Origin of the sequence: Fonticella tunisiensis (assembly GCF_004364155.1) — a bacterium.
Lineage (GTDB): Bacteria > Bacillota > Clostridia > Clostridiales > Caloramatoraceae > Fonticella > Fonticella tunisiensis.
The window spans coordinates 25,757-47,475 of record NZ_SOAZ01000010.1 but is presented as its reverse complement, the minus strand read 5'-3'; the positions used below and the strand labels follow the sequence as shown (position 1 = coordinate 47,475).

Annotated in this window: 25 protein-coding genes and 1 other annotated feature; of the genes, 19 read left to right on the top strand and 6 right to left on the bottom strand. The window is 36.3% G+C overall.

Annotated elements, in window-relative coordinates; genetic code table 11:
* Nucleotides 1–166 precede the first annotated feature (166 nt).
* Entirely contained in the window at nucleotides 167–391 is a 225-nt protein-coding gene (locus EDD71_RS15275) for a hypothetical protein (RefSeq protein WP_166636382.1), read from the top strand.
* A gap of 195 nt (nucleotides 392–586) precedes the next feature.
* On the opposite strand, the gene EDD71_RS15520 is transcribed toward EDD71_RS15275, so the two are convergent.
* The gene (locus EDD71_RS15520; RefSeq protein WP_243116421.1) at nucleotides 587–781 is read right to left on the bottom strand and encodes a DUF378 domain-containing protein; all 195 of its coding nucleotides are present in this window, start codon (nucleotides 779–781) and stop codon (nucleotides 587–589) included.
* A gap of 73 nt (nucleotides 782–854) precedes the next feature.
* On the bottom strand, nucleotides 855–1,082 hold the full coding sequence (locus tag EDD71_RS07415) for a DUF378 domain-containing protein (protein WP_133628114.1): 228 nt from the start codon (nucleotides 1,080–1,082) through the stop codon (nucleotides 855–857).
* A 410-nt stretch (nucleotides 1,083–1,492) separates the two neighbouring features.
* Here EDD71_RS07415 and EDD71_RS07410 point away from each other — a divergent pair, with 410 nt between their 5' ends.
* The 7 genes from EDD71_RS07410 (at nucleotide 1,493) to EDD71_RS07380 (ending at nucleotide 8,282) form a co-directional block, all read left to right on the top strand.
* Nucleotides 1,493–2,395 carry a D-alanine--D-alanine ligase gene (locus tag EDD71_RS07410; RefSeq protein WP_133628113.1) on the top strand — a complete coding sequence of 301 codons (903 nt, stop codon included), beginning with the start codon at nucleotides 1,493–1,495 and terminating at the stop codon, nucleotides 2,393–2,395.
* Between the two features lie 84 nt (nucleotides 2,396–2,479).
* Nucleotides 2,480–3,523 carry a zinc-binding metallopeptidase family protein gene (locus tag EDD71_RS07405; RefSeq protein WP_133628112.1) on the top strand — a complete coding sequence of 348 codons (1,044 nt, stop codon included), beginning with the start codon at nucleotides 2,480–2,482 and terminating at the stop codon, nucleotides 3,521–3,523.
* Complete coding sequence (locus EDD71_RS07400; protein ID WP_133628111.1) at nucleotides 3,513–4,517, top strand: M42 family metallopeptidase; 1,005 nt, start codon at nucleotides 3,513–3,515, stop codon at nucleotides 4,515–4,517. Before EDD71_RS07405 ends, EDD71_RS07400 begins: the two co-directional genes overlap by 11 nt.
* Complete coding sequence (locus tag EDD71_RS07395) at nucleotides 4,517–5,506, top strand: M42 family metallopeptidase (RefSeq protein WP_133628110.1); 990 nt, start codon at nucleotides 4,517–4,519, stop codon at nucleotides 5,504–5,506. Before EDD71_RS07400 ends, EDD71_RS07395 begins: the two co-directional genes overlap by 1 nt.
* Nucleotides 5,507–5,568: 62 nt before the next feature.
* Nucleotides 5,569–6,465, top strand: a complete 897-nt coding sequence (locus tag EDD71_RS07390; protein ID WP_133628109.1) for a patatin-like phospholipase family protein — start codon at nucleotides 5,569–5,571, stop codon at nucleotides 6,463–6,465.
* Between the two features lie 385 nt (nucleotides 6,466–6,850).
* Entirely contained in the window at nucleotides 6,851–7,645 is a 795-nt protein-coding gene (locus EDD71_RS07385; protein ID WP_423244807.1) for a pyruvate, water dikinase regulatory protein, read from the top strand.
* An 85-nt stretch (nucleotides 7,646–7,730) separates the two neighbouring features.
* Complete coding sequence (locus tag EDD71_RS07380; protein WP_133628107.1) at nucleotides 7,731–8,282, top strand: flavodoxin family protein; 552 nt, start codon at nucleotides 7,731–7,733, stop codon at nucleotides 8,280–8,282.
* A gap of 29 nt (nucleotides 8,283–8,311) precedes the next feature.
* Here EDD71_RS07380 and EDD71_RS07375 read toward each other — a convergent pair whose 3' ends face one another.
* Nucleotides 8,312–8,809, bottom strand: a complete 498-nt coding sequence (locus EDD71_RS07375) for a peroxiredoxin (RefSeq protein ID WP_133628106.1) — start codon at nucleotides 8,807–8,809, stop codon at nucleotides 8,312–8,314.
* A 93-nt stretch (nucleotides 8,810–8,902) separates the two neighbouring features.
* On the opposite strand from EDD71_RS07375, the gene EDD71_RS07370 reads away from it, so the two are divergent.
* Nucleotides 8,903–9,160, top strand: coding sequence for a DUF1294 domain-containing protein (locus EDD71_RS07370; RefSeq protein WP_133628105.1), 258 nt, complete (start codon nucleotides 8,903–8,905; stop codon nucleotides 9,158–9,160).
* A 168-nt stretch (nucleotides 9,161–9,328) separates the two neighbouring features.
* Nucleotides 9,329–10,681 (top strand): glucose-6-phosphate isomerase, encoded by a 1,353-nt coding sequence (locus EDD71_RS07365; protein ID WP_133628104.1) that lies wholly within the window; start codon nucleotides 9,329–9,331, stop codon nucleotides 10,679–10,681.
* Between the two features lie 36 nt (nucleotides 10,682–10,717).
* On the opposite strand, the gene EDD71_RS07360 is transcribed toward EDD71_RS07365, so the two are convergent.
* Nucleotides 10,718–10,990 carry a hypothetical protein gene (locus EDD71_RS07360; RefSeq protein WP_133628171.1) on the bottom strand — a complete coding sequence of 91 codons (273 nt, stop codon included), beginning with the start codon at nucleotides 10,988–10,990 and terminating at the stop codon, nucleotides 10,718–10,720.
* A gap of 139 nt (nucleotides 10,991–11,129) precedes the next feature.
* Between EDD71_RS07360 and EDD71_RS07355 the strand changes: the two genes are divergently transcribed.
* The 3 genes from EDD71_RS07355 to EDD71_RS07345 all read left to right on the top strand — a co-directional run bounded on the left by EDD71_RS07355 (nucleotide 11,130) and on the right by EDD71_RS07345 (nucleotide 13,599).
* Nucleotides 11,130–11,486 carry an iron-sulfur cluster biosynthesis family protein gene (locus EDD71_RS07355; RefSeq protein WP_133628103.1) on the top strand — a complete coding sequence of 119 codons (357 nt, stop codon included), beginning with the start codon at nucleotides 11,130–11,132 and terminating at the stop codon, nucleotides 11,484–11,486.
* A 48-nt stretch (nucleotides 11,487–11,534) separates the two neighbouring features.
* Nucleotides 11,535–11,702: a binding site (T-box leader), on the top strand.
* 42 nt (nucleotides 11,703–11,744) lie between these two features.
* Complete coding sequence (locus EDD71_RS07350) at nucleotides 11,745–13,136, top strand: glycine--tRNA ligase (protein WP_133628102.1); 1,392 nt, start codon at nucleotides 11,745–11,747, stop codon at nucleotides 13,134–13,136.
* A gap of 88 nt (nucleotides 13,137–13,224) precedes the next feature.
* The gene (locus EDD71_RS07345) at nucleotides 13,225–13,599 is read left to right on the top strand and encodes a DUF6762 family protein (RefSeq protein WP_133628101.1); all 375 of its coding nucleotides are present in this window, start codon (nucleotides 13,225–13,227) and stop codon (nucleotides 13,597–13,599) included.
* A 73-nt stretch (nucleotides 13,600–13,672) separates the two neighbouring features.
* On the opposite strand, the gene EDD71_RS07340 is transcribed toward EDD71_RS07345, so the two are convergent.
* Nucleotides 13,673–14,812, bottom strand: coding sequence for an AlbA family DNA-binding domain-containing protein (locus tag EDD71_RS07340; protein WP_166636387.1), 1,140 nt, complete (start codon nucleotides 14,810–14,812; stop codon nucleotides 13,673–13,675).
* Between the two features lie 218 nt (nucleotides 14,813–15,030).
* On the opposite strand from EDD71_RS07340, the gene EDD71_RS07335 reads away from it, so the two are divergent.
* From EDD71_RS07335 to EDD71_RS07320, 4 genes are all read left to right on the top strand, one after another.
* Nucleotides 15,031–15,321: a hypothetical protein gene (locus tag EDD71_RS07335; protein WP_133628099.1), complete on the top strand. Its 291-nt coding sequence runs from the start codon at nucleotides 15,031–15,033 to the stop codon at nucleotides 15,319–15,321.
* 222 nt (nucleotides 15,322–15,543) lie between these two features.
* Nucleotides 15,544–15,939, top strand: a complete 396-nt coding sequence (locus tag EDD71_RS07330; protein WP_133628098.1) for a universal stress protein — start codon at nucleotides 15,544–15,546, stop codon at nucleotides 15,937–15,939.
* A gap of 230 nt (nucleotides 15,940–16,169) precedes the next feature.
* On the top strand, nucleotides 16,170–16,583 hold the full coding sequence (locus EDD71_RS07325) for a hypothetical protein (RefSeq protein WP_133628097.1): 414 nt from the start codon (nucleotides 16,170–16,172) through the stop codon (nucleotides 16,581–16,583).
* 80 nt (nucleotides 16,584–16,663) lie between these two features.
* Nucleotides 16,664–17,818 carry a class I SAM-dependent methyltransferase gene (locus tag EDD71_RS07320; protein ID WP_133628096.1) on the top strand — a complete coding sequence of 385 codons (1,155 nt, stop codon included), beginning with the start codon at nucleotides 16,664–16,666 and terminating at the stop codon, nucleotides 17,816–17,818.
* 19 nt (nucleotides 17,819–17,837) lie between these two features.
* Here the strand turns inward: EDD71_RS07320 and EDD71_RS07315 are convergent, their stop codons facing one another.
* Nucleotides 17,838–18,497: an HAD family hydrolase gene (locus tag EDD71_RS07315; protein WP_207669301.1), complete on the bottom strand. Its 660-nt coding sequence runs from the start codon at nucleotides 18,495–18,497 to the stop codon at nucleotides 17,838–17,840.
* Between the two features lie 191 nt (nucleotides 18,498–18,688).
* On the opposite strand from EDD71_RS07315, the gene EDD71_RS07310 reads away from it, so the two are divergent.
* The gene (locus EDD71_RS07310) at nucleotides 18,689–21,184 is read left to right on the top strand and encodes an FAD-dependent oxidoreductase (RefSeq protein ID WP_133628094.1); all 2,496 of its coding nucleotides are present in this window, start codon (nucleotides 18,689–18,691) and stop codon (nucleotides 21,182–21,184) included.
* A gap of 235 nt (nucleotides 21,185–21,419) precedes the next feature.
* On the top strand, nucleotides 21,420–21,701 hold the full coding sequence (locus tag EDD71_RS07305) for a DUF4190 domain-containing protein (protein WP_133628093.1): 282 nt from the start codon (nucleotides 21,420–21,422) through the stop codon (nucleotides 21,699–21,701).
* Nucleotides 21,702–21,719 lie beyond the last annotated feature (18 nt).

Sequence of the window (21,719 nt, the reverse complement as noted above, 5' to 3'; positions counted from 1 at the left end):
GGTTTGGAACAGGATTTAAGATCGCCAACCAGGGTGGATGTTGATATTTTCATCTAAAGGCGGGTTAATTGAACCTCCCTTTGTTACAGTTTAATCATATTTAGAGGCAGAAATTTTACAAAAGAACCGGTACAACAAATTGGTATAATAAAATTTGGCAGGATAAATGGCCAGGGAGGTGCAGGGTAAATGGCAGGTAAAAATTGTACAAAGTGTCCTGAGTTTAAAAACGGAAAATGCGGTGGTGAAGATAGTCAATGTATATGCAGAAATTGCCCCCGAAACATGGGCATGTGCATCATTACAAGGTGGTGCAGGGAAACCGAATCTGAAATCTTCTTTGAAGAAAATTTCAATTAAAATTTTCTTCATAGGTATTTATAGAAATTAAACTTTACTTGCTTCGTTAGTTTTAGCTTTAAAAGTTGTTGTGATGAAAAATATAGTGCGCACAACAAATAAAAATTATGTTTTGAAATTATCCTTTACAGTAAAAATATGTTTGTATAATATATGGCTGAAAATGCAGGATGTTGAGGACTTGAACAGGTGCTGAAATATAAAAAAGAGAGAAGCTTCCTTCTCTCTATTTCCTTTTTAGACTCTCATATATGATATAGAGTCCTGAAAGACCTATAAGGGAGTAAACAATTCTTGAAAGTATACTTTTCATTCCACCAAACAGTTCTGCAACAAGGTCAAGTTTAAATAAACCAATAAGTCCCCAGTTAACAGCCCCGATGATTATAAGGATTAACGCTATTTTATTCAATAGCTTCAAGGTTAACCCCCCTATATAATATACGGTTACAGTATAAATATATTTTTGAGTGTTAGAAATTATGATTAAATTATTAATCCATCTTTCTTGCATTATTGCCCGGTGTTAGCATATACGCATAAAATACCCACAGGGCACCAAGTCCAACTGCTCCATATACCAGTTTTGCAAGAAGAGTATTATATCCTCCAAGGAGAAGGGCAAGGGGATCAAAACCAAACAGAGAAACGAATCCCCAGTTAACCCCTCCTATTACCACGAGGGTCAGACTCATCATATTTAAAAAATTCCTTCTTTCCATATTAAACCACCTCTAAAATTATTGTTCCATATACAAGTAGTATTATTCAGGATTTTTAATATTCTATAATCATATGGAAGTAAAAATACACGTGATGGGCTTTTTTATTTGTTTTATCTTTGCTTAAAAATATAAATTGGCTTCTTGTGCCAGTTTTGGCCTTCAAAGACGTTGCGAAAAAAAGTATATGGAATGAATAGAGTTGAATGTGAATGGATAGTAAAATAAACGCTGGAAAAATGCATTGAGAATGTTATAATAAAGGGGAGGTTTTTACAAAGACAGACGTTTTCTTTGTAGACAATGACAGGCAAGACACCACATGGACTGGATTTTTATGGTGAGATTGAAGATGTTGAAAAGGAATTTTAAATGATAGGAAAAGCATTGAAGAATATGGAGGGTTTAAAATGAAAATAGGAGTTATTATGGGTGGAATTTCCTCAGAGAGGGAAGTTTCTTTAAATACTGGCATGGAAATATTAAACAATCTTGATAAAACGAAGTATTCAGTTGTTCCTGTAGTGATAGATGATAAAAAGGACCTTATGGAAAAGACGGAGGGTGTAGATTTTGCTTTTATTGCACTTCATGGACATTTTGGAGAGGATGGAACCGTTCAGGGGGTTCTTGAAACATTGAACATACCATATACTGGATGTGGAATATTATCCAGTGCCATATGTATGGACAAGGATATGACAAAGAGGATACTTAGAATGAATGGCATAAATACAGCTGACTGGATCATGGTTAGAAATGCAGATGAAATTGATTATGATGCCATTGAAAAGTTAGGCTATCCTGTAGTAGTAAAGCCAAATTCAGGCGGTTCAAGTGTTGCAACAACAATAGTCAGCAGCAGAGAGAAAATAAAGGAATCTGTAATCGAAGCCTTAAAGTATGACAGGGAAGTTATGATAGAGCAGTATATAAAGGGAGATGAAATAACTTGCCCCATACTCGATGGAAAGATGCTGCCTGTTCTTGCGATAAAGCCGAAGTCATCCTTCTTTGACTATACATCAAAATATACCGATGGAGGAGCAGATGAGTTCGTCGTTGAGCTTGAAGAAACACTTCATAAAAAGGTTGAAAATATGGCTGTAAAATGCTATGAGCTTTTAAAATGCAGCGTTTATTCAAGGGTAGATATGATAGTGAAAGATGGGGAGCCCTACGTTCTTGAAGTTAATACACTTCCTGGCATGACAAAGAACAGCCTTTTTCCAAAGAGTGCCAAAGCTGCGGGAATATCCTTTGCTAGATTGCTTGATCTTATAATTGAATATTCATTAAGGGAGAGAGGATAATTTTCCTCTCTCTTTTATAATTTTTATGTTGTTTTTTTTCTTTAATGGTATAATTATGTTATCTGATAAAAAGGAGGGTATTAGATGGAAGGAAGGGAACTGCTTTCTAAGTTAAGCGACAGTTTTGGCATATCCGGAAATGAACACAATCTACATAATATACTCTCAGAATACTTTAAAAAATACACCGATGAAATAAAAATCGGTAAACTGGGGGACTTTACTGCAATAAAAAGAGGAACCTCAAACGGAAAGTATAAAATAATGGTTCAGGCCCATGCAGACGAAATAGGATTAATTGTTAAGGATATCGATGAAAGGGGATTTGTACATTTTACAAGGGTAGCAGGTGTTGATCCTAAGACTCTTCCGGCACAGGAGGTAATTATACATGGAAAAAGGGAGGTTTATGGCGTAATTGGTGCAAAGCCGCCGCATGTACTCTCAGCTGAAGATATGAAAAAGGCTATCTCAATGGATGACATGGTAATCGATGCAGGAATGACTAAGGAAGAAATTTCAGAACTTGTAACAGTTGGAGATTTTATAACCATAAAAATAAACTGCACAAAGCTTCTTGGCGATTACATTACGGGTAAAGCACTGGATGACAGGGCTGGCATTTGCTCACTGTTTGAATGTGCAAAATATCTCCAGAAGATGAGGCACTCCGCAGACGTCTATTTTGTTTCATCAACCAATGAAGAAACCGGCTTTGGAGGAGTTATTCCACCTACATATGAGATAAATCCCGACATTGCAATAGCAATAGATGTTACATTTGGGGACAAATATGCAAGCGACAACATTACATCCGAGTGTGGAAAGGGTATTGAAATAACAGTTGGACCTAATATACATCCTGAGCTTTCGGATAGGCTAAGAGCAATTGCAGATGAGAACAACATTCCATATTTTTTAGACGTAGCACCGGGACATACGGGAACTGACGCATGGAATATACAGACTGTAAGGGAAGGGATACCTACGTTGCTTGTTTCAATTCCTGTTAAATATATGCATACATCTACAGAGGTTTTAAATTATAAGGATGTTGAAAAGGCTGGAAAGCTTTTAGCCCACTTTATATCCTGGTTTGAGGATTGGAGGGATGTATATGATGCTTAAGGAATATACCGATGCCTTTGGTGTATCAGGTTGTGAAAAGGAAATAAGGGAGATTATAAAATCCAAGGTTCAGGAATTAGGGGAAACCAGAGTGGATAAGCTTGGAAATCTCATAGTGCACAAAAAGGGAAATGGAAAAAGGGTAATGCTTGCAGCCCATATGGATGAGGTTGGGTTTATAGTAACAAAAATTAAGGATGACGGCAGAATAATATTTAGGCCAGTTGGAGGGATAGACCCAAGAATTTTAATATCAAAAAGAGTTGTTTTTGGAAGGACCAAAACAGTTGGCGTTATAGGATCAAAGCCAATACATCTTCAAAGTCCTTCTGAAAGGAATTCACCCGTTGACATAAAGGAACTTTTTATAGATATAGGTGCAACAAGTAAGGATGAGGTACAGAAGTATGTAAAGCCTGGAGACTATGCAACATTTGAAAGTCAGTATGTGGATATGGGAAAATACATAAAAGCCAAAGCACTCGATGACAGAGTTGGATGCGCTGTTGTCACCGAGATGCTTAAGGATGATTTTAATCTTGACATTTACGGTACCTTTACTGTTCAGGAAGAGGTTGGCCTTAGGGGCGCTGGAGTTGCGGCCTTTGCAATAGAGCCTGAAATAGCACTTATTTTTGAAGGCACAACCTGTGCAGATATAGCAAAGGACGAAAAGGATTACGTTACAACTCCAGGAGAAGGACCGGCAATATCATTGATGGATAGGACATCCTCAGCAAATGGAAAGCTTTTAAAAAGAATAGTCGAGATAGCTGAAAAAAATAATATACCATATCAGTATAGAAGAGGTAAGTTTGGAGGAAATGATGCTGGGAGGATACACAGGACAAAGGAAGGATGTTTAACTGCCACCATTTCAGTCCCAACAAGATATATCCATTCGCCTATAAGCATGATCAATAAAGAGGATTATGAAAACACCATTAACCTGGTAAAACTTGTATTAAGGAGCCTTGAGGAGGAGGATTTATAATGGAACTTTTAAAGAAATTAACAGAAGCCTTTGGGCCATCAGGAAATGAAGATGAAATAGCGGAGGTTATAATAGGCGAAATAAAGAATTATGTGGACCAGATAAGAAGAGACAGGCTTGGCAACGTAATTGCAATTAAAAAAGGCAAAGGAATTGGGAAAATAATGGTTTCAGCTCATATGGATCAGATAGGAGTTATGGTAACCAGCATAGACAAAAATGGATTTTTGAGGTTTACTGATATTGGCTATGTAAGCCCCTACACTTCAGTATCCCAGACAGTTGTATTTAAAAATGGAGTAGAGGGTATAGTTTCAAGGGAAGAGAAGAAGGAAATAAAGGATGTAAAGCTTGGAGATATGTATATAGATATAGGAGCTTCCAGCAAGGAGGAGGCTCTTCAGAGAGTTAACATAGGAGATTTTGGCGTGTTTAAGTCAAACTTCGTTGTAAATGGAGACAGAATATCCACAGGAGCTCTTGATGACAGAGTTGGATGTTATGCTGCTATAGAAGCCGCAAAGAGGTTAAAGGAAACACATGCCGATGTATACTTCGTATTCACTGTTCAAGAAGAAAGTTATTTAAGCGGTGCAGCAACCTCAGCCTATGCCATCGAACCTGACTGTGCAATAGTAATTGATGTAACTGATACAGGAGATACGCCTAACTGCCATCCCATGGCCCTTAAACTTGGGGAGGGCGCTGCAATTAAGATTATGGACAGAGGTATGATAAGCCATCCAAAAGTTAAGAATTTCCTTATAGATATCGCAAAAAATCACAACATCAAGTACCAGCTTGAGGTTCTTGAGGGTGGCGCAACTGATGGGGCTGAAATACATGTATCAAGGGCGGGGGTGCCAACAGGTGCAATATCAATTCCAACCAGATATATTCACAGTCCACAGGAAATGGTTGATATAAAAGATGTTAATGGAGCTATTGAACTTCTTGTAAAGGCACTTGAAGAATATAGGGGCTTTTAGTGGTTTTCACAATTTTGCTCATCCCTCCATAATCTATATAAGAGATTCATGGAGGGATGATGATGAAGGTTAATGCCGTATTTGAAGGTGGTGGAGTAAAAGGAATTGGTCTTGTAGGTGCTGTATGTTGTCTGGAGGATAATGGATTTACGTGGAACTGTTTTGCAGGAACGTCAGCAGGGGCAACTATTGCAGCTTTGCTTGCAGCAGGATATAGTGGAAATGAAATAAAAAACATATTGATGAGCTTAGATTATCGAAAGTTTCAGGACAGGGATGGATTGCAGTCCCTTCCCCTTATAGGAAAATCCCTTGGCTTTTTACTGGAAAAGGGGTTATATAGCGGTGATTTTTTTGAAAAATGGCTGCAAAAACTTCTGGATGCAAAGGGGAAAACGAAATTCAAACATATAATGTTTAAGAATAAATCCTTATTAAAAATTATAGCCTCAGATATAACTCGAAAAAAGATGCTTGTTATTCCCGATGACCTTAAAGATTATGGCATAAACGGAGGAGAATTTCCTATCGCAAGGGCAGTAAGAATGAGCACGGCCATACCTTTTTACTTTAAACCGATAAAACTTCGTTATAAATATGGAACAAGCTATATTGTTGATGGTGGAATACTCAGCCTCTATCCTATATGGATATTTGACGAAGGAAAAACTGTTAGCATGCCTACACTGGGTTTTAAGCTTGTTGAACCTGATACGAGCTTTACGTCACTTGGAAAAACCGATGTTATTTCCTATGGGCTTGATATAATAAGCACTATGATAGAAAAGGACGATGAAAGATATATAAGAAAGAGGGATTTTATAAGGACTATACCGATTCCAACAATGGGAATAAAAACGACTGAATTCGATATTACGAAAGAAAGAAGCAGAATACTATTTAATTCAGGATATAGAAGTGCAGAAAAATTTCTTAAAAAATGGTACGTTGAAAAATAGAACAGGGGGTAAGTCCCTGTTCTATTTTTTAGACCAGTAGCTAAAAGATACTGCGATAAAATAATATATTTCATTCAATGATTTACTTATTTTATATGATATAAGTTTAATTACACGGTTAATGGTTATAATCTATCATAGATAGGATGATTATATCTTCGAGGGAGAATATCAACGATTAAATATTCTAATGATTTATAATAAAAAATGGTGGTTCTAGTTCATATCGAGATGAAATTATGGTAAGTTTAATATCGATATCGGAAAAAATAGTAATTAATTTATACAAATAAAAATAGAGTATAGATAGTAAAAAAACGTTTTAAATCACACATGATATGTTCTATAATAGTTGCATCAGGTTTCAGCAGAGGAGATGATAAAAGTGATAATTTACGCAGTTTCAGACTCAATTGGTGAGACGGCTGAACAGGTTGCAAAAGCGGCAGTAAGCCAGTTTAATCAGGATATAAAGATTAAGAGAGTTCCCTATTTAAAGGATAGAGAAGAGGTCTTAAACTTTATTAATTCAATCCAGGGTAAAGATAACATGATTATTTCAACAATAGTCATGGCTGACATCAGGGACTTTCTTATGCAGATGGCGGTGGAAAGGGGTATTCACATTGTTAACATACTTGGACCCTGTATAAGTTCTATTGCACGAATTACTGGTGAAACTCCAAGCTTTAAGCCAGGTGCAGTAAGAAAGCTTGATGAAGATTATTATAAAAAGATAGAAGCTATGGAGTTTGCAATAAAATATGATGACAGCAAGGACGACAGGGGTATAAAAAATGCTGATGTAGTTTTGATAGGGCTTTCAAGGACCTCAAAGACCCCCCTTAGCGTTTATCTTGCAAATAAGGGCATAAAGGCTGCCAACGTTCCTCTGGTGCCGGAGGTTCCCATTCCAAAGGAGCTTTTTGAAATAGACAGGAAAAAGATAATAGGGCTGACAATAGATCCAGTGAGGCTTATAGAAATAAGGCAAAATAGAATATCAAGGATAGGAGGCCTTGGAGGAATAGAATATGCAAATACGGAAAGGATATTAACGGAGTTTGAGTATGCTGATAAGACTATGAAAAAGCTCAGATGCAAGGTTATAGACATTACAAATAGAGCCATAGAGGACACGGCAGCCGTTATTATAAAGCATTTGGAAGCAAACGGTTAATTTAGTGTTTTTTATAATAGTAAAATTACCATGCCCGTGCTATAATATAAAAAATGGGTAAATTTATAAATGGGGTGATTATTTTATGAAGGTTGTTGCCGTTTCCTGCAGCCCGAGGGTTGGCGGGAGTTGTGATATTTTAGTTGATGAGTTTCTGCGCGGAGTAAGGGATGGGCATAAGGAAGTAAGCATAGACAAATACAAAGTCGCTAATATGAAGATTAATGGATGTATGGGTTGCTATGGGTGTAAAAGCGAAAAAGGATGTGTCCAGAGAGATGATATGCAGGTGATATACAGGGATATATATGATGCAGATGTTATATTGTTTGCATCACCGATTTATATGGGTTACATAACAGGAATTGGAAAAAGCTTCTTGGAGAGAATGTTTGCTTTTTCAAAGGGACATTATGATTTAAACCTACCTTCCGGAAAGAGATCTGTACTTATTTTAACTCAATCTCATCAGAGGGAGGATGCCTATAGAAGGGTTGCAGATGAAGTTATAAACATATTCAACAGCTACGGAATAAATACGGTAGGCAGGATTATAGCTGCAGGAATTGATAGAAATACTGAAAGTATAGATGATAATATATTAAATATTGCATATCAAAGTGGTTTAAATATATGAAAATGGCTTGTAAATGCAAGCCATTTTCATTATAGTGTAGGATTACCCTCTTCCCAGTTTACAGGACATGCATGCTTTGTTTGAAGGGCTGCAAGAATTCTTAGATACTCGTTTACATTTCTTCCTACATTTGTATTGTTAATATTTATATATTGAACAATACCCTCAGGATCTATTATAAAAGTTCCTCTGAGTGCAATGCCGGGCTCTTCCAGTAAAACGCCATATTCTCTTGCAAGGGTTTTGTTATAGTCTGCAATGAGGGGATAATCAACTCCACCAAGTGATTTAGCCCATGCTTGATGTGTTGGTACGCTGTCAGTGCTTACACCAAGTACCGCTGCATTGTATTTTTCAAATTCCTTTAACCTACGGTTAAATTCTGGTACCTCGGTACTTCAAACCGGCGTAAAGTCCAGTGGATAGAAGAATAGTACAATGTATTTTCCAAGGTAATCCTTAAGGGATATTTTACCCTTGGTGCTTTCAAGAGTAAAGTCCGGTGCCTTTAATCCGATTTTTACCATGTGCATACCTCCTTAAAATTTCTATTATAGTTATTCCCATCTATAACAAAATTATAATTGATTTGAAATGAATTTTTTAAAAGGAGAATGAGCATGAACATATTTGTTTATTATTTATTACTTGTAAATATTATTGCATTTGTTATCATGTATATAGACAAGCAGAAGGCAATAAAAAACAGGTGGAGAATATCAGAAAACACCCTAGTTATTTTAGCTGTATTATTAGGAAGTCTTGGAATACTTGCTGGAATGTACTGTTTTAGACATAAAACCAAACATTTAAAATTTATTATAGGTATTCCAGTTATTATGATTATTCAATTGTATATTATTACTAGATATTTGTAATTTGTATAGAAATAATAGGCATATTATTGTTGCCTATGCAAATGATATATAGTATATAAAACAAATATTTTTATTTTGTTTAAATATTTTACCTTTTTTGTTATTGTAGTGTTAAGATATATAATATAAAATGGAATATGAATTATAGAAATGATTGGAGGGTATGTTATGGCAAATATAACAATAGACTACTCAAAAGTGCTGGATTTTATGAATGAACATGAAATCAAGTATCTTCAGGGACAAATAACTGATGCACATGAAAAGCTACATAACAAAACTGGGCCTGGAAGCGATTTTTTAGGATGGATAGATTTGCCTGTAAATTATGATAAGGATGAGTTTGAAAGAATATTAAAGGCAGCAGATAAAATTAAATCCAATTCAGACGTTCTTATTGTTATAGGTATAGGAGGGTCATACCTAGGGGCTAGAGCAGCCATAGAAGCTTTGAATCACAATTTCTATAATATACTTCCAAAGGATAAGAGAAAGACTCCTGAAATATACTTCGTTGGAAACAACATAAGCCCTGTATATATGAGGGATTTATTAACTCTTATAGAGGGAAAGGATATTTCGGTAAACGTAATATCCAAGTCAGGAACAACCACAGAGCCGGCAATAGCTTTCAGGATATTCAAGGATTACATGGAAAACAAATACGGAAAAGACGGGACAAGAGAAAGAATATACGCTACCACTGATAGGGCAAAGGGTGCTTTAAAGAAGCTTGCAGATGCAGAAGGATATGAAACATTTGTTATACCGGATGACGTTGGAGGAAGATATTCAGTTTTAACGGCTGTTGGGCTTCTTCCTATTGCTGTCAGCGGAGTAGATATAGTTGAGATGATGAAGGGTGCTCAAAGCGGCATGGAGGAGTATTCCACAATCGATGTACTAAAGAATACAGCCTATACATATGCAGCAGTAAGGAACATACTTTATAGAAAGGGCAAGACAACAGAAATACTTGTTAACTATGAACCATCTATGCATTATTTTGCAGAATGGTGGAAGCAGCTTTACGGAGAGAGCGAAGGAAAGGACAATAAGGGAATTTTCCCTGCAGCAGTTGATTTCTCAACAGACCTCCACTCTATGGGACAGTATATACAGGAGGGTATGAGAAATATCTTTGAAACCGTTATTAATATAGAGAAGGTTAGATATGATGTTGAAATAAAAGAGGATAAGGACAACATAGATGGTCTTAATTTCCTTGCTGGAAAGACAATGGACTTCGTAAACAAAAAGGCTATGGAAGGAACTGTTCTAGCACACAACGATGGAGGAGTTCCAAATATTATAATAAACGTACCTGAAATGAACCCATTCTACTTTGGTAAGCTTGTATATATGTTTGAAAAGGCATGCGGTATTAGCGGCCACCTAAATGGTGTTAATCCATTTGATCAGCCTGGAGTTGAAGCATATAAGAAGAACATGTTTGCACTTCTTGGAAAGCCGGGCTTTGAGGCACAGAGGGAGGAACTTGAAAGAAGGCTTGGAAGATAGCATTAAAGGTGTAGAATTCAAAGAGATTCTACACCTTTATTTTTCCTCCAGGACAATTATTTCAAATCGATCAAAATCTATTTCTTCTATGAAGTTATCCTGATAGAAGGAGGTTTTTTTATATTTGTTGTATTCCTCAAGGTTCTTAGGAAGCCAGTAGGGTTTTTGAATATCAAGTTTATAGCATATTTCTGTAATGCATCTTTTAAGCTGCTGCTGATAGTTCATTTCTTCAGAGCAGGTATATTCTTGCTGCTCCATTATCTTGTTATCTTTAATAATCTTTCCCCAGAGACGAATCACTTTCATCACCCTTTTAATTGTATAGTAAAATAAGTATATCAAAAAAACATATTATCTTACAAATAAAATTTAATACCATCGGTTGATTACATGGCTTTGAAGGGGTATACTATACATTACCATAGATTAATAAGGGGGGCATGCTGTGGAATTTAAGGTTACGGCTTTGGCTGAAAGAAAGATTAAAGAGGTCGTTGAACTTCACAATGAAGTTCCGGTTTTAAGGATATACGTTGAAAGAGCATTTTGCTCAGGTGCAAGATTTGGAATTGCATTTGACTATATAAGGGAGGGAGATGAAATTACAGAGGTTAACGGAATTCAGTTTATAACTGATAGTGAATATATGCCAAGGTATTCAGATGGAATAAGCATCGATTATGTAACAAATCCAAAGGAAGGTTTTATAATAAAGTCACTCAGATCAGTTACCTCAGGTTGCGGAGGGGGATGCGGGAGCCGAAGGGGGTGCACGGGATGCGGCCTAAAAAACAATAGTTGATGCTTGACAAATACTTATAATTTGGTATTATTATCATTAAAAGTTAATATGAGTGCAGTGATGAGAAGGAGTAGCTGACAAGTTCAATTTAAGAGAGCCGGTGATGGTGGGAATCCGGTATTGAATCTCAGTGAAGGGCGTCTCGGAGCACTTTAATAAAAGAGGGCTTTAAGCCAATAAGGGTGGAACCGCGGAAGTAAACCTTTCGTCCCTTTACGGGATGAAGGGTTTTTTATATTTGTATAAGGAGGTTTGAATATGGCTGTTGAGAAAACAATGGATAAGATAGTATCCTTATGTAAAAGTAGAGGTTTTATATTTCCGGGCTCTGAAATATATGGAGGTCTTGCAAATACCTGGGATTATGGTCCCTTAGGCGTTGAATTTAAGAATAATGTAAAGAGGGCATGGTGGAAAAAGTTCGTGCAGGAATCACCGTATAATGTTGGTGTGGACTGTGCAATTTTAATGAACCCTGAGGTATGGGTTGCATCCGGGCATGTTGGAGGTTTCAGCGACCCTCTTATGGACTGCAAAGAGTGTAAATCAAGATTTAGAGCTGATAAGCTGATAGAGGATTATATGCACGAGCATGGAATTGAAGTAGCGGGGGTAGATGGCTGGAATAATGAGAAGATGCTCGACTATATTAGGGAGCATAACATTAAATGTCCTGAATGTGGCAGTCAGAACTTTACCGATATAAGGAAGTTTAACCTGATGTTTAAAACCTATCAGGGTGTTACCGAGGATTCAAAGGCCCTTGTATACCTAAGACCCGAAACTGCCCAGGGTATATTTGTAAACTTTAAAAATGTACTCAGAACATCAAGAAAGAAACTTCCATTTGGTATAGCCCAGATAGGAAAATCCTTTAGAAACGAAATTACACCAGGAAACTTCACCTTTAGAACCAGGGAATTTGAGCAGATGGAGCTTGAGTTTTTCTGTAAGCCAGGTGAAGACCTGGAATGGTTTAACTACTGGAAAAACTTTTGCAGGGATTGGCTTTTAAAACTTGGTTTGAAGGAAGAAAATATAAGACTGAGGGATCATGAGAAGGAAGAGCTTTCCCACTATAGCAATGCTACTACAGATATAGAATATAACTTCCCCTTTGGATGGGGTGAGCTCTGGGGAATAGCAGACAGGACAGACTTTGATTTAAAACAGCATATTAAGCATTCCGGTGAGGAGCTTGTATATCTTGATCCCCAAACAAATGAAAAGGTTGTACCATACTGTATAGAGCCTTCAGTTGGTGCGGACAGAGTTGCACTTGCATTTCTCGTTGATGCATATGACGAAGAGGACCTTGAAGGCGGGGACGTGAGAACAGTTTTAAGGCTTCATCCTGCACTTGCACCATTTAAGGCAGCGGTTCTCCCTCTTTCCAAGAAGCTTTCCGAAGGCGCTCAGAGGGTATATGGCATGCTGTCAAAGAAGTTTATGGTTGACTATGATGAAACCGGAAGCATAGGAAAGCGATATAGGAGACAGGACGAAATAGGCACTCCTTTCTGCGTAACCTATGACTTTGACTCTGTAAATGACAATATGGTTACAGTGAGGGAAAGGGATTCTATGGAGCAGGTGAGAATTCCTATAGATGAGCTTGTAAAGTATATTGAAGAAAAGATAGAGTTTTAGTTTTGATCTATTCTTTTAAAGCACAAATATTTTATAAGAGTAATTTAGGGGATTTAAAGAAAAATAAGTCTGGAAAAGGAGGTATTTTATGGAGGCATCCAGCCTTGTACTCATGGAGAAGGAAGACGGAATGCTGACAAATGAACTTGGAAGTTATCAAATTGAAAGAGGGCTTGAATTTGTATATAAGGCATATGTTGAAGATGGTATAGTTAATCTTTTTTTAACTACCGACAGGGATGTAGACGACAACGAGTATAATGAGATATTCGATAATTATAATATGAAATATATTGCCGATAAAGGATACGATATTGAAGAAGTAGAGGATGAATTCAATCCCGTATGGTGCATTAAATTTGAATACACAGAGGAATATCAGCCTATGGAAGATACACTGAATGAGATAATAAGCTTTCATGAAGGAGAAATCAAAAGAATTTACAATGAGATTAAGAAATAAGTTGAAGGGGTGGTTTTTTACGTCCACCCTTTTTTACAGTAATTGTATATTCGAGTTGGCGAAAGGCCAAACTCTACTTCTTTATTTTAAGTTTAGGTTTAATCACAACTTTAAAAATATTTTTAGAGGGTATATTGAAATATTTAATTTTTCCGTATTTTTTTATAAGCTTTGAAAGGTTTATGGATTTATGGAAATACCTGTTGCTTATGTCGATGGTCAGCAATTTAAGGTAAAGCCACATATTCCTCCTTATATACCTGTTTCTGTTTGTGATTTCATTTTTTCCTGCGGCTCCTGGGTTTGTTATTTCAAATTTATCATTGCCGAGATAAATCTCAATGGAATTGTTTATATCAAAATAGTCCCTGTGTATGACAGCTTTTCCAAGAAGATCCTCCATGATTTCAATGGGAAAGTCAATAATTTCATTTATACAGTTTTTTATAAATTCAATAGAATCATTCAGCATATCCAATATAGTGCCCTTAGCTATAAAATGCCTGGGAAGGTCATTATTTATCATGTTTATGATCTTGATTATGGAATGGGGTAAAAAATTTTGAGGTTGATTTCCAAAAAGAAGAATTCCTCCACATGTTGGATGAAATTCGCTAGAGTCCTTTTCCATAGAAATTATCCCTGAATTTAAAAGTATGGAATCATCTACTTCCGATGATAGCCCTGATTTTATAAGGAATTTTTTTATTTTGTCAAAATCCAGGTCCATTTTTGATGCTCTTACGACAGGAAGGAGTTCATAGCTTAAAAGGCCCGTTTCCTGAAGCATCGAAGCAATTTCTTCCTTGTGCATTATATCCGTAGTGGAGCCTCGTCTTGTATAAAAAGCACCATTTTCCCTCATCTGATGAGATTTTTGATCAGTATTATATATTGTTATAATTCCTATATCCTTACCGTGAATGTTTGCTATTGATACTGAAATCGGAACAGGAGGATCCAGCCTTGTACTTACAATCTGTTGTATTTGTTCCTCAAGAAACTCATGTCTGTTGATGCCTACTAGTTTTTTGGTTTTATCCTCTACGCCAAATAAAATATATCCTCTTCCTCCCCGGGAGTTGGCAATTGCACATATATCCTTTGCCAGCTCCTTTTTGCTGCCTTCGGTTTCTATATTTAATTTTAGCTTGAAATCAAGTTTAGGGCCCTCATCTCGGGATAGAAGCAGTAATACTTTTTGTGTATCCAAATGTTTCACCTTATCTATCATTGCTCTTACATTTATATTATATATTTTGAAATAAAAAATTGCATAAAACAATGGGGTTTAAAATCAATATTTTAAATTTTAAGTCAAATCTGGTAAAATAATATTAATAATTTTTTATCAAGAAAAATATATTTGTCCGTTAATAAAACTCAAATATGTTCGATGTGTAAACAATAATATTTTTGGGGAGGGGTTATATGCTTATATGGAAAAATAAGAAACTTAAACAAATACAGAATCAGGAAGAAACAGCCGTGTCTATAGATGCTGCAGACACTAAAAAAGAGCATCTTGGGCTGCTAAAGCATAATCAGAAGTGTATTGTGGACAAGATATCAAGGAAAGTTGAAGATACGATATTTGCTACCGAAAATCTAATTGGAACCATAAACAATATGTCAAAGCATGTGGAAATACAGATGGACTCAAGCAGTAAGAGAAAACATACTTGGAATGAATTTAAGCCCCCTTGGCAGGACAAAGTTTGAGGATGTAATAATTGAGAGATGAGATGAAGTGGAGTATGGAGTTAGGCCTTCGCTTTTTAAAACACGAATTTACTATAAACAATACTTTATATAGTAAAGCAGGTTTTTAGACATAATTTATTAATTTGTAAAAGGTATAATTATCTGATAAAATATGTAACTGTAAGAGAAAGATAAAGTATAATATAGATGAAATAATATACCCAGAAAGGGGTAATAGGTGTGAATAATACAGGCAATATTATGGTTTGTGTTACACAACAAAAAACATGTGGACGTCTTATAAAAAGAGGGGCTATTTTGAAGGAGAAAATAAATGGAGAGCTTTTCGTTATTCATGTTGCCAGGGATGGAGTAAATTTTCTTGGGAATCATAAAGAAGCAGAAGCTCTTGAGTACCTTTTTGACAAATCAAAGGAAGTAGGAGCTGACATGACTGTATTGAGATCAAAGGACGTAAGCGGGGCGATTATAGATTTTGCAAAGGACAAAAAAATAGATCATATTATACTGGGCGAACCTCCAAAAGATTGTAAGGATGCGGGGATAATTTATGAATTAAAAAGTAAGCTTCCGGATAGAAAATTTTATATAATTCCGTCAGAGGAGCTCGAATAGTAATATAGAAGCAGGGGAATAAGTCGAAATGCTGTTCCTCTGCTTTTATATTTAACTTATATGGAAACGTTGAAAAATAATTATATTTTTATATATAAAGGTGAATAAAAAGAATATACAGGTAAATACTACTAAAAGAGAGGAAAATATTGTACGGATTTTAGTTGAAAAAAAATTCTGAATATAGTACTCTTATAATAAGGTACAATAAACAAAATGGGGTGATTAAAATGATTCAGGTATTAGCCGGTGAAAAAGGAGCCGGAAAGACCAAAAAGCTCTTTTCTATTGCAAACGAGCTTTCCCAGCAGTCAAAGGGTCATCTTGTTTACATCAGTAATAATTCAGAAGGCATTTTTGAACTCAGTCCATTGGTTCGTCTTATTGATACCTCTCAGTTCCCCATTTCATCCTATGATTCTTTTACGGGTTTTATCTTCGGTGTGATTTCCCAGGATTATGATATTGAAGTTATTTTGATTGATAACCTTACCAGCATTTTAAATGAAGATCGTGAAGCTTTGTTTAAATTCTTAAGCTTCGCAAAAAAAGTAAGCGATGACTATGGTATAAAGCTTATACTCGGGGTTAAAGGCAGGAGTGAAGCTTTGAAGGACATTGAAGCGGAATATATTGCAGTTTAATATATTATGGGGGAGCGAATCCCCCATTTAATTTTTTTATGTTATAATATGCTTGCAGCAAATCAGGAAGGAGACGAAGTATGAATAAGCAGACGTGTGACAAGATTAAATTTATGCTCTGGGGGCTAATTTCTAGAATAAAAGAGAACAGGGATTTCATAAAATCAATTAATTTTAAGTTTAAGTCGGGACTTAAGGTTTATGAAGGCGAATATGAGGCTGAAGAAAGTATATTAAATTTTAATGGCAGGAATGTAAAGTTGGAAGTTGATGAAGTTCCGGATTTTATCGCAGGGGAAGCTTTGAATTATGAATCCCTTGAATTTATTTTAGAGGAAAGGGGCAGGGCTACAATACTGAATGCAGATAATAAAAATGTAAAAACCAGGCAGGTTGACAGAGTGGATGAAGAAATGAGTGACCATGTAACTTCAACCTCTAAAATTTTAAAGAGGGAGTATTATGTAAAGGTTGGGGAGGCAAATGAGCTTCTTAAGGAAATTGGTATTCTTACAAAGGATGGCAAGATTAAAAACGATATGATAAGAAAGTATAATCAGATAGATCATTTCGTGGAGCTTATAGATTCAATGATTGATGAAATATCAGACGTAGACACCATAAACATACTGGACTGTGCCTGCGGTAAATCGTATCTGACGTTTGTGCTGAACTATTACATAAAAGAGAAAAAGAAGAAAAATTGCTATTTTATAGGAATTGATCGCTCTAAAAACGTAATTGATGCATCGAGAAAAATGGCAAGAAATCTGGGTTATAGAAATATGGAATTCATAGAAGGAGATTTAAACGAGTATAAACCTGACAGAAGGATAGATATAGTAATAAGCCTCCATGCCTGCGATATAGCAACTGATATGGCCCTTGGCCAGGCTGTTCGTGTTAATGCAAGAGCTATTATGTGTGTGCCCTGCTGCCACAGAGAGCTTTTAAGCCAATACAGGTTCGATGAACTTCAGCCAATATTAAAGCATGGGATATTAAGGGCAAGATTTGCAGATTTGCTTACCGATGGAATAAGATCTCTTCTTCTGGAAACGCAGGGATACAGGGTTTCGGTAGTAGAATATATATCCCCCCTTGAAACTCCGAAAAACATTCTTATAAGGGCCGTCAAGGTAGCTGACAAAAATCATAAGGCTATAGAGGAATACAAAAGGCTCAAGGAAACGCTAAACATCAATCCATACCTTGAAAGGTATATGAACATATAAAGACAGGCATTGCCTGTCTTTATATGTTCATATGTTCAACGATATCGTTAAAATCCTCGATGATATGTTCTGCAATCTCCTGAAGTTCCTTTGGAGCACATGTGCCATGGCAGTCATATACGCCTATAACCTTCATGCCGGCTGCCCTTGCACCTAATATAGCCGAAGGTGTATCTTCGAAAACAAGGCATTTTTCAGGAGATACATTTAGCCTTTTGGCAGTTTCAATAAATACATCTGGAAATGATTTATCCCTGGGTACTTCGCATGTTGTAACTATAACATCAAAGTATTTATAAATATCGTTTCTTTTAAGCACTGCTTCAACCAGCTCCATGTAATTGCTTGTTGCCATTCCTATTTTATAGCCCTTTTTCTTAAGATAGTTCAAAAATTCTTTAACACCTCTTTTAGCCTCAATTACTGAGGTATAGTATTCCCTTACCATATCAGTCCATTCCTGCTTTATTTCATCTATGGATTCATGAAGGTTGAACCTGTTTTTAAAGTATATAGCTGTCTCAGTAAAACTGAGGCCTTCAATTGACTTTTGAAGGTCAGATGGAAGCTCTATGCCCCTTCTCTTTAAAAAATCGATATCCACCTGTTTCCAGACCCACATAGAATCTATTAATGTTCCATCCATATCGAATATAACAGCTTCTATTTCTCTTATCATATAACCACCTCGTTTTATAAATAACATAATTAAGGATATACTAAAACTGATTTATAAGTCAATAAAAGATGTTGTAAATAAAAATAAATTTAAATACCTATACAGGGTATATTGACATTGTGTAATATTTGTCATATCATTAAATTGTAGAATTTGAATATTGTAATATAAATATATAAGGAGATGAGCTTATGGGAAAAAGGGTCATTATCATAGGTGGGGTAGCTGGAGGGGCCAGTGCAGCAGCAAGGCTCAGGAGGCTTGATGAAACAGTTGAAATTATCATGTTTGAAAGAGGAGAATATATATCCTTTGCAAATTGTGGTCTTCCATATTATATTGGAGGTACTATAGATGATAGAGAAAAGCTTCTTGTTCAAACTGAAGAGGGAATGGAAGCGAGATTTAATATTGATATAAGGGTAAAAACAGAGGTTACTAAGATTGATAGAGAAGCTAAAGAGGTAGAAGTTTTATCTGCTGATGGAAAAGTGTATAGAGAAAAATATGATTATATAATTTTATCACCGGGAGCAGCACCATTTGTCCCGCCTATTGAAGGGGTAAACAGGGATGGCATATTTACCTTAAGAAATATGACGGATTTAGATGCTATAAAGTCTTTTATTGATAATAAAAAGCCAAAGAAAGCTGCCGTTATAGGAGCAGGTTTTATAGGTGTTGAAATGGCTGAAAATCTTAAGGATGCTGGCTTGGATGTTACAATTATTGAAGCAATGGAACAGATAATGGGACCATTTGATGTGGAGATGGCAAAAATTCTAGAAAAACACTTGGTTGACAATGGTGTGTCAATTATAACAGGAGATGCAGTTACAAAGTTTGAAGGAAATGAAAACATTAAAATTACATTAAAGAGTGGAAAGACCCTCGACGTTGATATGGTTATAATGTCAATAGGTGTAAGGCCGGAAATAAAGCTTGCCAGGGAAGCAGGACTTGAAATAGGAGAAAGAGGTGGAATTAAGGTGGATGAAACCTTAAAAACCTCCGATCCTTCGATATATGCAGTTGGAGACGCGATAGAATTTAAGGATTTTGTTAACGGAACAAGCAACACTATACCTCTTGCAGGTCCTGCAAATAAGCAGGGAAGAATAGCAGCTGACAATATATGTGGAAGAAACGTCAAGTATAAAGGTTCACAGGGCACTTCAATATTAAAGGTATTTGATCTAACTGCTGCATCTACAGGAAACAATGAAAAGGCGCTGAAGAGGGCCGGAATACCATACATTAAATCCTATACCCACTCAGGTTCGCATGCCAGTTACTACCCGGGAGCATTTATCATGACGATTAAGATACTGTTCTCGTCTGAGGATGGTAAGCTTCTTGGGGCTCAAATAGTCGGAAGGGATGGAGTGGATAAACGTATAGATGTTCTTGCAACGGCCATAAGGCATGGACTTACAGTGTATGATCTTGAAGAGCTTGAACTGGCCTATGCTCCTCCATATTCATCCGCAAAGGACCCTGTAAATATGGCGGGATTTACAGCTTCAAATATCCTCCGAGGGGATATGAAGATAAAACACTGGGATGAACTGGATGAAATTAAGAAAGAAGGCTTCTTCATAGTTGATGTAAGGACAGATATAGAATATGAAGGCGGGCATATTGAGGGAGCCGTAAATATACCTGTGGATGATTTAAGAAGGAGAATAAGAGAAATCCCAAAGGATAGGAAAGTTCTTGTTTACTGTAAAGTAGGACTTAGAGGATATATAGCTTACAGGATACTGGCGCAAAAAGGATTTGACGTTTATAATCTCAGTGGAGGATACGATATATATCAGGCGGTAAACTTTCATTATGGTGAAGGTGTAAAGATGAATGATGAGATGACACATATGGAAAAGCCAGATTATAAGGAAAGTAAAAAAAAGTCTGAAATAAACCCAAACGTCAAAACAGTGAAGGTTGATGCCTGTGGACTTCAGTGCCCTGGACCCATCATGAAGGTATATAAAGAAATTGAAAAAATAAATGTGGGAGACGTCCTTGAAGTACACGTAACAGATCCTGCCTTTTCAAATGACATTAAGTCTTGGTGTCAGAGGACGGGAAACACATTGATAGGAGTTGAAAAAACCTCCTGTGACTTTGTTGCATATATAAGAAAGGATAGTGATTCAGGAAGCCTTACCTCAAACAGATGTTCAACATTACAACCATCTGCATATGTTGAGCTTCCTCAAGGAAAAACAATGGTGGTTTTCAGCGGTGACCTCGATAAGGCAATAGCTTCATTTATCATTGCAAACGGAGCTGCTGCTATGGGAAGGCCCGTCACTATGTTCTTTACCTTCTGGGGATTAAATATTCTGAGAAAGGATGTTGCTCCAAAGGTTAACAAGAATTTTATAGAAAGAATGTTTGGCAGAATGATGCCAAGGGGAAGCAAAAAGCTAAGGCTGTCAAAGATGAATATGGGAGGTATAGGACCTAGAATGATAAGAGGAATAATGAGGAGGAAGAATATATCCTCACTGGAAGAGCTTATTAAACAGGCAAAGGAAAACGGAGTTAGGCTTGTGGCATGTTCGATGTCCATGGATGTTATGGGGATTAAGAAGGAAGAGCTAATTGATGGAGTGGAAATTGGTGGAGTTGCAACCTTCCTTGGAGAAGCCGAACAATCGAATATGAGTCTGTTTATATAATAATAATTTGACAATCAATATGAAGTACCATTAAAACATTTGAGTTTGATGGTGCTTCATATTTCTTTAGAGGTATGTTAGTTTAAACCTTTACCTGAAGATAACTTTTCAATCAGGATCTTTAAAAAAATTGTCATATAAATCCAGTCGTTATAATAAATTAATAATGTATTAATAAAAAGTTTAAAAATACCTAAGGGTATTTTAATTAAATTACTGGGTGGGAGGGTTAACCATGAAAAATGAAGGAACCGCTATTGCATCAATGGTACTTGGGATTGTAGCAATTGTTCTTTCAATCATTCCAGGACTTTACTGGGTAGGGCTTGCCTGTGCAATCGTAGGACTAATACTTGGAATCAATGCAAAGAAGAAAATCAATGAATCAAATGGAACTCTTGGAGGTGCTGGAATGGCAACCACGGGGGTTGTGCTCAGCATAATATCTCTGGCACTATTTGTAATTGCATTAATTGCATGTAGTGCATTTATTAGTGCAGTAACATCGTCAATTTAATTTTTTTTAGAATAAAAG

Coding starts and splice junctions, on each gene's coding strand:
- EDD71_RS07305 (WP_133628093.1), top strand. CDS start 21,420: ATGAAAAATGAAGGAACCGCTATTGCATCAATGGTACTTGGGATTGTA.
- EDD71_RS15275 (WP_166636382.1), top strand. CDS start 167: ATGGCCAGGGAGGTGCAGGGTAAATGGCAGGTAAAAATTGTACAAAGT.
- EDD71_RS07370 (WP_133628105.1), top strand. CDS start 8,903: ATGAACATATTTGTTTATTATTTATTACTTGTAAATATTATTGCATTT.
- EDD71_RS07395 (WP_133628110.1), top strand. CDS start 4,517: ATGGAACTTTTAAAGAAATTAACAGAAGCCTTTGGGCCATCAGGAAAT.
- EDD71_RS07325 (WP_133628097.1), top strand. CDS start 16,170: ATGATTCAGGTATTAGCCGGTGAAAAAGGAGCCGGAAAGACCAAAAAG.
- EDD71_RS07380 (WP_133628107.1), top strand. CDS start 7,731: ATGAAGGTTGTTGCCGTTTCCTGCAGCCCGAGGGTTGGCGGGAGTTGT.
- EDD71_RS07360 (WP_133628171.1), bottom strand. CDS start 10,990: ATGAAAGTGATTCGTCTCTGGGGAAAGATTATTAAAGATAACAAGATA.
- EDD71_RS07405 (WP_133628112.1), top strand. CDS start 2,480: ATGGAAGGAAGGGAACTGCTTTCTAAGTTAAGCGACAGTTTTGGCATA.
- EDD71_RS07345 (WP_133628101.1), top strand. CDS start 13,225: ATGGAGGCATCCAGCCTTGTACTCATGGAGAAGGAAGACGGAATGCTG.
- EDD71_RS07320 (WP_133628096.1), top strand. CDS start 16,664: ATGAATAAGCAGACGTGTGACAAGATTAAATTTATGCTCTGGGGGCTA.
- EDD71_RS07390 (WP_133628109.1), top strand. CDS start 5,569: ATGAAGGTTAATGCCGTATTTGAAGGTGGTGGAGTAAAAGGAATTGGT.
- EDD71_RS07365 (WP_133628104.1), top strand. CDS start 9,329: ATGGCAAATATAACAATAGACTACTCAAAAGTGCTGGATTTTATGAAT.
- EDD71_RS07335 (WP_133628099.1), top strand. CDS start 15,031: ATGCTTATATGGAAAAATAAGAAACTTAAACAAATACAGAATCAGGAA.
- EDD71_RS07400 (WP_133628111.1), top strand. CDS start 3,513: ATGATGCTTAAGGAATATACCGATGCCTTTGGTGTATCAGGTTGTGAA.
- EDD71_RS07310 (WP_133628094.1), top strand. CDS start 18,689: ATGGGAAAAAGGGTCATTATCATAGGTGGGGTAGCTGGAGGGGCCAGT.
- EDD71_RS07415 (WP_133628114.1), bottom strand. CDS start 1,082: ATGGAAAGAAGGAATTTTTTAAATATGATGAGTCTGACCCTCGTGGTA.
- EDD71_RS07410 (WP_133628113.1), top strand. CDS start 1,493: ATGAAAATAGGAGTTATTATGGGTGGAATTTCCTCAGAGAGGGAAGTT.
- EDD71_RS07350 (WP_133628102.1), top strand. CDS start 11,745: ATGGCTGTTGAGAAAACAATGGATAAGATAGTATCCTTATGTAAAAGT.
- EDD71_RS07315 (WP_207669301.1), bottom strand. CDS start 18,497: ATGATAAGAGAAATAGAAGCTGTTATATTCGATATGGATGGAACATTA.